The organism is Microcoleus sp. LAD1_D5, from assembly GCF_036702115.1.
Classification (GTDB): Bacteria; Cyanobacteriota; Cyanobacteriia; order Cyanobacteriales; family Microcoleaceae; genus Microcoleus.
On sequence record NZ_JAUBSA010000117.1, the window covers coordinates 1 to 11,183 of the forward strand.

Annotated in this window: 8 protein-coding genes; 2 read left to right on the forward strand and 6 right to left on the reverse strand. The window is 43.0% G+C overall.

What is annotated here, in order from left to right; translation table 11 throughout:
* The 3 genes from QUA70_RS26825 to QUA70_RS26835 all read right to left on the reverse strand — a co-directional run.
* Window positions 1-3,414: nSTAND1 domain-containing NTPase (locus tag QUA70_RS26825; protein ID WP_333410750.1), on the reverse strand; the 3,414-nt coding region annotated here is incomplete at its 3' end.
* Between the two features lie 4 nt (window positions 3,415-3,418).
* Window positions 3,419-4,798: a P-loop NTPase fold protein gene (locus tag QUA70_RS26830; protein ID WP_333326594.1), complete on the reverse strand. Its 1,380-nt coding sequence runs from the start codon at window positions 4,796-4,798 to the stop codon at window positions 3,419-3,421.
* A 131-nt stretch (window positions 4,799-4,929) separates the two neighbouring features.
* Window positions 4,930-6,120: a M20 family metallopeptidase gene (locus QUA70_RS26835; RefSeq protein ID WP_333350567.1), complete on the reverse strand. Its 1,191-nt coding sequence runs from the start codon at window positions 6,118-6,120 to the stop codon at window positions 4,930-4,932.
* A gap of 558 nt (window positions 6,121-6,678) precedes the next feature.
* Between QUA70_RS26835 and QUA70_RS26840 the strand changes: the two genes are divergently transcribed.
* Complete coding sequence (locus QUA70_RS26840) at window positions 6,679-8,013, forward strand: glycosyltransferase family 87 protein (protein ID WP_333350572.1); 1,335 nt, start codon at window positions 6,679-6,681, stop codon at window positions 8,011-8,013.
* 105 nt (window positions 8,014-8,118) lie between these two features.
* On the opposite strand, the gene QUA70_RS26845 is transcribed toward QUA70_RS26840, so the two are convergent.
* A complete protein-coding gene (locus QUA70_RS26845; protein ID WP_333133491.1) occupies window positions 8,119-8,310 on the reverse strand; it encodes a ribbon-helix-helix domain-containing protein in 192 nt (63 codons plus the stop codon).
* Between the two features lie 159 nt (window positions 8,311-8,469).
* On the opposite strand from QUA70_RS26845, the gene QUA70_RS26850 reads away from it, so the two are divergent.
* Complete coding sequence (locus QUA70_RS26850; RefSeq protein WP_006633397.1) at window positions 8,470-8,703, forward strand: hypothetical protein; 234 nt, start codon at window positions 8,470-8,472, stop codon at window positions 8,701-8,703.
* Between the two features lie 305 nt (window positions 8,704-9,008).
* Here QUA70_RS26850 and QUA70_RS26855 read toward each other — a convergent pair whose 3' ends face one another.
* Both QUA70_RS26855 and QUA70_RS26860 read right to left on the reverse strand, forming a co-directional pair.
* Window positions 9,009-9,530, reverse strand: coding sequence for a hypothetical protein (locus QUA70_RS26855; protein WP_333350569.1), 522 nt, complete (start codon window positions 9,528-9,530; stop codon window positions 9,009-9,011).
* On the reverse strand, window positions 9,527-11,083 hold the full coding sequence (locus QUA70_RS26860; RefSeq protein ID WP_333350571.1) for a hypothetical protein: 1,557 nt from the start codon (window positions 11,081-11,083) through the stop codon (window positions 9,527-9,529). The genes QUA70_RS26855 and QUA70_RS26860 overlap by 4 nt, the downstream gene beginning before the upstream one ends.
* Window positions 11,084-11,183 lie beyond the last annotated feature (100 nt).

Consider the following 11,183-nt stretch of genomic DNA (forward strand, 5'->3'; position numbering starts at 1 on the left):
TAAATCCCACAACCGGGCTGTTTTGTCCGATGATGCCGTAGCGATGTATTTGCCGTCGGGACTAAAACTGACACTCCTTACCCAACGTTGATGGCCTTTAAATTCTTGTATCAGCTTGCCTGTTAAATCCCACAACCGGGCTGTTTTGTCCGATGATGCCGTAGCGATGTATTTGCCGTCGGGACTAAAAGTGACACTCAATACCGAATCTTGATGTCCTTTAAATTCTTGTATCAGCTTACCTGTGACATCCCACAACCTTGCTGTTTGGTCCGATGATGCCGTAGCGATGTATTTGCCGTCGGGACTAAAACTGACACTTCTTACGATATCTTGATGTCCTTGAAATTCTCGTATCAGCTTACCTGTTAAATCCCACAACCGGGCTGTTTTGTCCGATGATGCCGTAGCGATGTATTTGCCGTCGGGACTAAAACTGACACTCCTTACCCAACGTTGATGGCCTTTAAATTCTTGTATCAGCTTGCCTGTTAAATCCCACAACCGGGCTGTTTTGTCCGATGATGCCGTAGCGATGTATTTGCCGTCGGGACTAAAACTGACACTCCATACTAAATTTTGATGTCCTTTAAACCGATTTTGTTCTCGGATGTTGTCGAGAATCTGGTTGAGGGCAATCTGGGGAGTAGATATCGGGTAATCAGCAAGGGAACGAACATTTTTGACTGTAGCTTGGAGTTCTTTTCCAGTCTTCACGGCAGAGATTAAAGCATCTATTTGGTTATTGTGCAACTCAAACTGTCTCAAAGCATCACTTGCAGCGCGCTCTAATTCGGTCAATTTCTGTGATGCTGCTGACAACTGTTCTGCTTTCTGCCGCGCCTCTGCTAATATTTGCTTTTCGGCTTCAGTTTGCTTGAGTTTTTCACGTAATTCTAGTAATTCCGCACCGCGCTGTTTTCGGATAAAAGGTACTAAATAATCGTGGACAAGTTGGTAACGTTCAATCGGAGTTGCTGGCACTTCTAACACCAATCCCGATTTAACGACAATCTCTAAAACCAAATCTAATCTTTTTGACTCTGTTCCTAAGTCTGCTGCTAACTCAGCCAAAGTTTTCTGAGGACGAGTGTTGTTTTCATCCGTCAGCAAGTACAAGACAAGTTCGGCAATATCTTTATTCTCCTGGCCGCAGTCGGCGATAACTTCTGCTAAAAATTCCTCAACCAGTTTGACCTTAGCCTGACTGCCTAGTTGCTGATATTCAGTCAGTCGAGTAATCTGCCGTTTTTCTAGTTGCGTTCCCACAATTTGGAACTCAATCGGCCGCACTTCGCGCACTTCACCTGCTAAATCTTCTACCAGCGCGTTTACCAAATCTTCGGATAAGTCAAGTTGAGAGCGTTTTGTTAAGGTTTGGAGAACAATTTTCGCATCTGCTATCGAAAATTTACCCAAGTAATAGCATATTTTTTTATTGAGAATGTCGTTATCAATAATTGACAAATTGCTGGCGCGATTCCATTCTAACAAGTAGAAAAGATAATCTTCCCGCAGCAACAGAATAATTTTGAGTTCACCAATCTCATTTAAACATTCAGCCAAAAAATCATAGAACTCTCTCCGGCTAGTTTGGTCTGGATAAGCAAAGAAAAATTCCTCAAACTGGTCAAAGATTAGTACCGTCAATAAATTGCGATTTTGATTCAGTCGTAACTGTTCCAGAATAGCTGTCGGCGTGTCAATAGGACTAGATAAACTCTCACTTTTTATTTTTTTTATTCCCAAGCTCAAACACTGACCGCAATCCATCACCCAATCATGATAAGACTGCAATAAAATAGGCAATACGTCCCGCGCGTCAAAAGTTGTAAGTTGCAGGGCTGGAACTAACCCCGCTTGAATAATCGAACTTTTTCCTACTCCAGATTGTCCGTGAATGATTGTCAGCTTGCAAGCAGGTGTACCTATCCGTTCAATTATCCGTTTAACATCCTGCGAACGCCCGGAAGCGGCGACAATTTCCTCAACAATTTCAGCTTTTGACTGACCTGATTCTAAAGCAAGATTAATTGTTTGTTGCGGCGGCTGCAAACGGCCGACGCCAATAAAAGCTTGCAGTCGATATTTGATTTTAACTTCCTGTTGTTCTAGTTTTAAATCAAATGCTTTTAAATATTCGCTTTGCTCAAAATAGAGAGTGCTCAACTCTTCTAAAATCCTTAGATAAAGCTGCACATCATCTTGAGGCTGCGTATTGTCTTTAGCCGCTTCTAAGTTTTTAACAGCCTCCGACTGTTGACTGAGTTTTCGCTGCGCTTTTGCCCAAAGTAACAGATATAAACCAGTCTCTTTTTTGGCGGCTTCTGCTTGTTCTAAAACAGACAGTGCTGATTTAGATAATTCGCAAGCTTTTTCCCACTCATAACGTTGCAGCGCTACCTCAGCCAAAAAGCCGTAATCTTCAGCTACTTGACTCGAAGTGCCACAATATTCGTGCATTTCTAAGGCTTTGACTGCTAAACTTTGCAACTCTTCCCAAGCTTGTAAAAGTCGCAGCACTTCGCCAAGTTCGCTAATACATTTAGCCGCTAAATCATTTCGTTGTGCTTGCTCAAAACTCTCCAGAGATTGCTGCAAATACTGTCTAGATTTTTGCCAATAATCCTGACTTCCTGCCCGGTGCAATTCTGCTTTGCGGTTGTAAGCTTGAGCAATTTTCTGGGAGACAATTCCTTGTCTTTCTAACTGGTGATTTTGCTGCCAAAATGTCAAACTTTGCTGATAATGTTCGAGTGCTGAATCTCTTTGATTTTTCTGAAGTTTAACTAAACCCTGAATAAATTGCCAACTAGCTTGCAATTCCGGGCCTAATGCTGCATTTAGCAGGTCATTCTCCAACAACTCAATTTCACAGTCATCTAACTTGAAATTCTCAACATTAGCAAAAGCTTGACTTGCTTGTTGTTGCAACAAATTCATCAAATCATCGGGCGGCATGGTAAACTGAATTGGAGGAGGAGCCCATGACTTCAAATCATTCGCCGATCGACTAAATTTAGACAGTACGGAATCCGTCACCCATAATATCAACGGAAAAGCAAAATCTTGTTTGAATTGATCTCGCGCTCTATTAGCCCCAGCTAGCAGGTCATCAAGAGCAACCACCGATTCGATACCCACAATTATTAAAGCTTTCGGCGGTTGCTCTTGGACGGCATTGAGAATAGTTTGATGAAGTATTTTAGTAGCAGGCTCAAGGACTAATTCTTGATATTCAACTGTCGAGCGATCGCGCAGCTTTTCCAGCATTGCAGAACGCAAGCTAGCATAATTGCAGCGCACTATAGTTAAAGAAAACTTTCCTTGAAAGCGGGCGATCGTCCGTACCAAAGTAGAGAGCGATCGCTCATTTTCTGCTGCAATATCTTCGGCTAGATTTGAGTTTACCATAATCTCAAGAATTTTGCTGCTGCCACAGCTTAAATTTGTCAGTTTCCATCAACAGCGGATTCAACGCAAACCAATTTCCTTGAGTGTCTACATATTCAAAAACCCACAGGTTTCGCAGCAAATCTTGGTATTCTTTATCTCCATTAATGCTTTGTTCTTTCACCACCTTAAACAGTAATTCCCACTCATCATTATCAATGCCACGACTCAGACTGTCGCGGAAACTGCGAATCACTGATTTCAACACATGTTGCGAAATAGGAGGGTCTTCTTGCTGCAAGCAACCAAACAGCATCCCCATCAAGTTTCGCAGATGACCTCCGCTGACTCGGCACAATTCATCTAAAGTTTCAGGACTGTCAAAAACTTGGGTAATTAATGTGATATGTTCCTCGGTTGGCACATCGGGAAAAGCCCGCGACATCACCATGCGCCGCAGCAAATTCATCCCCTCCACACATTTGCTGCCGTCTCTATTCTTTACTGGTACCATGGGCAAAACTTTCGGGTCAACTCCGCCCCCCAAGCGATTTTTCAAAATTTCACTTTCATTGCCAAAAATCAATCCCAACGGCAGGGTATAAACTAAATGGCAATTTAGTTTCCGTAACTGATCGCCCCGGTCAATAAAGATATATTCTGGCAACAGTCGCCCCGCTGCATTGGGTCGAGAAACTATCCTGTCTAAGTTGTCAACAATCACCACCAATCCTTTTTTACCCCGCTGCTTTAGCTGATTAATTGCTACATCAATAATTTCTTCATTAATCAGTTCTAACATTTTAGTAGCTTGCGGTTCCATGTACTGTCTCAGTTTCGATCGCAAGTCGGGATTACTTTTGGTTTTGGCAGTAATTTTGGCGATGCCTAAAGGCAGAGAAACTTCCAGATTTCCGTCTGTATTGCCCTTATATTTGCTGCCCAAAAGTTCTCCCTCAGCTTCTAAGATCACAGGGGTTTGTAAAAAATCCCAACTATTTTTTAAGAATTCTTTAAAGCGCTGGGGCTGCAAGGAAATTTTGCCCTCTTCCAAGCTTTGCGTGACTCGCCGTGCGATCGCTAACATGATATCTGTCAAATCCAGATCCATTTCATCGAGGTCTTGTGTTGACTCGAAGTAAACTACATGAAACCCCTCATCTGTCAACTCTTTTTCCAATCGCGACAATTCAGTAGACTTGCCGCAACCAATATGTCCGCTAAATAATTGGCAAGTCCGTTTATCTGGTGACACGCGGGTAATTGTTCGTTTGAGTATGTTAATAACTTTTCCGCCGCGCACCTCAGAAAAATCAATGTAGTAGCGCTGATCTTCGGCATTGCCCAACATCAGGGAGTGACTGGGGTTGCAGGCGTCGCAGAATCGATCGAAATCTAGGTTCATAAAATTTTCTAAATTAGTTATTGTAGTTATTGTAGGGTGGGTCAGGGCTGAATGTTTTGACCAGACACTAAACATTTTTCCCGCTAAGCACCCTACGGTTAGTTAGCTGACCACCCATACGCCCAAGACTATTAGTGTGAACCTGGATGCTGTTTCCAATATTGGTAGGCGGCATAGGCCAAGGTGACCGCGCCGGTCACGATCGCAGATTCATCGACCTCAAATTGCGGGTGATGGAGGGGATAGTTCGGTTTGTCAGTCAGTCCCACTCCTAAGCGAAACATGGTTCCCGGTGCGTGTTCTAAGTACATCGAAAAATCTTCCGCGCCGAGGGATGGTTCTGGTAAAATCTGGACGCGCGATCGACCTAAAGCTTCTACGGCCGCAGTTTCGACTAATTGCGTGAGTTTGGGGTCGTTTTGGACTCCGGGCACGCCGCGCTTGTAGGTGAGTTCGTACTTAGCGCCGTAAGTCGCGCAAACGCTAGAAACAATTTGTTCGATCCAAGCCGGCAGTTTTTCGTGGGTTTCGGGATGCAGCGATCGCACAGTTCCCAATAATTTTACTCGATCGGCAATCACGTTCGGCGCTCGTCCGCCGTTAATTTGCCCGATCGTCAAAACCAGTGGCCTCAAAGGATTTTGCGTGCGGCTAATTGCCTGCTGCAAAGTGGTAATTATCTGAGAAGCAATCCAAATTGCGTCGATCGCCTCGTGGGGACGCGCACCGTGGCCGGATTCGCCCATCACAATCAATTCTATGTCATCTGCCGCCGCCGTCAGGGCCCCGTGGCGGATACCGATGCAACCGCCGGGAATCGTCGGAAAAACGTGCACTCCGAGGATGCCGTCAACATCTTGCATCGCCCCATCTTTAATCATCCATTGAGCACCTTGGGCAATCTCTTCTGCCGGCTGAAACAAGAAGCGGACGTGACCGGGCAATTTTTCCCCTAGCTGAGACAATATCATGGCTGCGCCCAAACCGACGGTGGTGTGGATGTCGTGGCCGCAGGCGTGCATCACTCCCTCGTTGCGGGAGGCAAATTCTAAGTTTGTGCGTTCTTGAATCGGCAAAGCGTCCATATCGGTGCGAATTGCCAGCCAGCGCGACTCGCTGCTGTTGCCTTTGAGTTCGCCGAGCACTCCTGTTTTGCCGATTCCTTCGATCGCGCGGACTCCGCTGGATGCGAGAACTCCGGCTACGTAGGCGGCGGTTTGATATTCTTGACCGCTGAGTTCGGGGTGGGAGTGGATGTGCCGGCGAATTTCGATTAAGCGGGGTGCTAGGGTGGCGGCTAATTCTTGGATGCGGGGAAGCATGAATTTAGTTGGGGAATGCGGTACAAGCTGTAGTCAACTAGGTTAACGCAAATGTTTGGGGGTGAACAGGGTTATAAGGGGCAAAAGTGCGATCGGGCTTTTAGATGGCAATGCTATTTCGTTTGTGAATAAGATTTTTTTTTCTAACCGCAGAGGGCGCAGAGGACGCAGAGAAAAGAGAGAAAAGAGAGTTAGGTATAAACGGGAAATAAACGTCTAGATTCTAGATTCTAAGGCTGAGTTTTAGTTGATAATATCATGTCCGGTCGAGCAACCGCGATTTTTGTAGGGGCGGGTTCACCAACAATACCTGCCAATAATTTACCATCTCAAAAACCCGCCCCGACCTGGATATTATGGTTAAGCGATCGGACATGATATAATTTCGGGTTATGATATCATCAAAGAGTAATTTTATTACAATTATTACCTATGATTAGCTTTGGGTTTTGGAATATAATTATTATAATTACAGTCGCTTTATTTTTCAAATTTAATTGGCGATTAGATAGCGAAAAAGCAGCATGGCAAGATTCTTTGTTTTTAAAACATCCTTCGATGCAAAGGTTGACTCAGTTTTTTAGTCAACCTATTGTTAACTTTATTTTGCAAGCAGTTATTGTATTAGTTCTCACCCGATTTCTCAGTTATACTGGTTGGTTGGTTTACAATCTGACTAATCGGCCCGATCCGCCTTACTGGGATTTTAAGTGGTTTTATGTAGCGAGTAGATTAGCCCATCAGCATTTGAGTCCCTTTAATGTGGAGGTGTTTAACATCGGTTTCTGTAGCATCACAAAAGTGTGTGGGTTTATTCCTTCTTTTGTTTATCCACCTAATATCATTCCTCCGCTGTGGTTTGTGGGCTATTTCCCGATGAAGACTGCATTCACAATCTGGATTTGGCTGCATCTTATTGCCACAGGTTTTGTTTTATGGGGAGCGAATATCTTGTTGGTGTCGCACTCACGAGCTTTTAGGACTATTTGTAGTATATCAGTTGCATTCCTCTACGGTTTTGTCTTCGATCTTCAAGTTGGCAATGTGGCAACTTTTATTGCCGTTCTGCTGTTATGGATGTTTATTTATGCTAGAACAAATCACGATGTAATTGCAGGAATTTTATTAGGAGTTGCCCTTTTTAAACCAACATTAGTTATATTGTTTATTCCTTATTTTTTAATCAAAAGACGGTTTCGGCTAGTTTTTCTATCTATAGTCACGGTAACTTTTTTGGCAGTTATAGGTCTAGCTGTAACGGGCAATTCTTTAACAGGATTTATACAGGATGCGACTCGTGGATTTCCCCTCTGGCTCAACGATCCATCGAATAATGCTTATATTTCTATGAGTCGCCTTGATTTAAGGGTTATGGGGCCGAGATTTTTCCCCGATAGTCCCTTTGTGGCGAAGCTATTTTCTGACTTGATTATTCTGGTGCTAGTTGGTTTAGTGAGTTGGTATTTTTACAAAAAACAATCTCGCAATGCTTGGTCAAAAAAAGTTGATTTATCTGAAATGGTGCTAATTTCCACTTTGAGTATTGCTATCAACTATTCACAGCCCACCAGTTCTGTGATGTTAGCACCGGCGGTGGTTTTTTTGCTGAATGATTTATGTTTTCAGATTAAAAATTGTGCTTTCTCTAGGCAAAGAATGTCGGTTTGGTTATTGGGCGTTGGCTGTGTGATGGTGCAAACCGCAGTGATTCATGGCGGGCTGTTGGTGTTTCTAGGAAAGCGGTGGAACTGGAAGGGGGGGGAATTGCCTTATTTGTTTAAAGTAACTATTTTTTCACTACCGAGTTATGCGATTTTAGGTCTTACGTTAAGTGTTTTAGTCTTAGCAATTACATCCCTTGGTCAAAAACAGGTTGCTGAATTTGACCATTAGGATCAGGTTTCGGGTTAGAGGAAAAACAAAACCCCACTCCAACACAAAATAAACGGCCCGACAGGTTGGCAGTTGAGAATGACCCATCAGCGTAGAGCTCAAAGGTTAATTGCTGCTGGGTTCATCTTCTGTAGTCTTTTTAGCCAAGTAAGCATCTACAGCTTCAGAGACAATCCGACTTACGAGATTGCTGACTGTCCGGTCTTCTTCCTTGGCCCAATCTTCCAAGACGTTGTAGGCGTTTGGAGGTACGTAGCTGGTGACTCGTTTTAGGTTTTTTGCTGGCAAGTTAGGCAACTGGGAATTTACTTCATAGATCGATCGTACTTTCTTTGTACGCCTCTTGCATAGTGACACACGGTGTGATACCGTGTAATAGTCAAAAACCAAACCCCCACCCGTCGGAGTTGCAATCGTTCGGTGGGGGCTGGAACTCCCATATTTAGGAGAAACTGTATGATATCACAGCCAAAATCAGTTCCTGAACTGCTCCGGGAAGAAATTCCTGACGTACCTCAAGGTAAGCAACCGATTCGTTTGCTGTTGTGTGGCGTTCCCAAAGCGGTAGAAAGTATCGTTAATCTGTTGCACGTTTTAGGTTTTGCAGAAGTTGGGGAATGGAGCCCGCCTCTACCATCGCCGATAGCGGGTGAGGTAATTCGGATTTTAACCCGTTACTGGAAAGAGTAATCTTTGAGGGCGATCGCACTTTTTTTGTGAAGTGCGATCGTCCAAGATATTCAAACCGCACTGCCATTAATTAAATTGCGGTTGCCTTTTTGGATGTAGTCACGAGTTGGTAAGGCTATGACTTTTCAATACTCCGGACAGTTTTTGGAACGATACTACAAGCCTTACAGGGCAAGCATCATAAAAAAGTCGAATTAAATGCAAATCAGGGGTAGAGGTGACATTGATTTAATTATCCACGCTCGCATCAAAGTCCTAGGGAATAAGCCATTCAGCCATAGAAAAAGTGTCCGGACTATTGATTTTTAAGAGTTTGGTAATTGTTTAATCACGTCCAATATTTCCTGAAGCGTAAAGTAAACGTAGTAAAATACTGGTTTTCCATTTATGTCTATAGTGCCAAATTGACGGTGAGGACGACCTTGTGGATCATCAAAATAAATATTAGGCGGTTCAGGACGCGCATATGTTCCAGGAGTCCAGGCTAGATTAAGCGGAGCGCACTTTTCATCAAAAGTGATTCCCCATTTTATTTTTGCCTCTAATTTACCATTAAGATTCCGCTTTAAGTCATAAAATAGGTTTTCGTAAAAATAGGTGATTGGTTCTTTTGTGAAGTCATTTTCGGTAATAAGTTTTGGGTAAGCTAGTTGTGTTACAGTCTGTCTGGGTAGTATTTTACGAAAAAAAATATCTGCTTCCTGGATTATGTAATCCTCAGCAGCTTTCTTTTGTTCTTCATTCTTAAATGAAATTAGAGGAACATACTTGCTCTGAAAAGCTAAATTTTCAGGGCAAATTCCTATAATATCTGTTTCGTGGCTCATAAGCTCTCCTCTAGATATATTTTTTGGATCACAAAGAAATTGGCTTTAAATAGCTTAATCCCTTTAAGGTCTAGGTTTGGTTCAGTTTCTCCCAAAGGAGGCTGAGGTTCTGCTGCGTAATACCAAGGAATAAAAAATATATTTGCTGAAACGGTATGGGTTTGCTGGATAGCAAATTCATAGGTGAGTGATTTGATAAGATCAAGCCTATATTTTTCTGCCGCTTTTTCGATTGGCAACTTGTAATTTTCATAGTAAAAATCCAGAGAAACATTTTTGTAATCAACTATTTGTAAATGAGCGCCCACCTTAAAAACTAAGTCAGGACGGGGAAACCGACGCATTGCCCTACTTCTATCTCGCTTTTCCAATTTACTATACTTTATGTTTGAATAGACGAGAGTTCCAGCTTGAGTATCAAACTCAATACAAAGCAGTTCATTCCATCCAAAGAAACCGATTTTATTAGGATAGCGAATATCCGATATTGTCCGATAAATCCATTGATTACCGTACCCGTCTCGACCCTGGCTAGTGTCGTAGTTACCAACTCGTTTCGGTTCTTCACCTTGCCTTTTAGGTGAGGCATTTGGAGGATTTTTTAAAGGTATATCTGTATCCGTATAGCAGATTTCATCTCGGTATTTTTTGAAGAAATAGGTGCTACACATATCCTCCCAGACTAGAGAAAACCCTTTTATTCCCCAGTAGTCACCATCATTCTGATCTGGATTTATTTCGCCGTATAGGAAGATTTCAATAGCTTCATACAGTCCCCAATAGTCAGCGTCTTTGTAATAAGTATTTTTGTCTATGTTATCTAGCGCTTCTTTAAGGATACTGATAGTCTCGCCAAATGTTTCTTTGTCAAAGATTGACTGGTTGCTGGTCAGATAGCCGTCTTGGAAGCATTGAGCAAGGAAGCGGATATCTTGACTGTGTGTTTGAATGTTATGCGGTACATCGCTATCCAACTGCTGTACAATCTGATCGAGAATATAACAATACAGGTTCACTATGTCAGTGCTTTCATAGCGCACCGTCGGACGCGGCAAATCCATCGCCTCGATGTAAATTACATGGTTATCATCGTTATCGAGGTAGATAGCGCGATCTAAGTATTTGTGAATTTGAGAATAATCAATATCTTCACTGCGTCTGACTTTCTTTTGGATTGAGTTGATAGCAAGGTCATCGTAAGCTTCCAGTACCCGCTCGATCATCTTGATCTTGCTATAGAGTACACAAACTTCCCCATCTTCCGTTTGCATACTGACTCCGCCAGCAGAAAGGGTGGTCTGATCTTGGTCTTGCTGGAAGTCAGGTCTGTTAAGGTTGAATCGGTTTGTGCCTGTATTGTCTCGCTCAAACTTGCGGAAAGTACGATACATCTTGAAAAAGAGATCTCGCACTTCGTCAAAGTCACCCTCTGGAAAATGATCAAAGCCGTTTGGCAGACAAAACTCGTAGCTATCCCCTAATGCCGATTTACGGATGCCCACAAAAGGGTCGTTGGAATTTTTGATCAACTTAAAGCTTGAGAAGTCAAACATGGAGCATCAAATTACACAAGTAATATTTAGGGCTTGCTGAATAAGCCTAAAACCCTTACCTCAAAAGACTTTGACTCGCGTTCGGCGTTGACAACGTGTA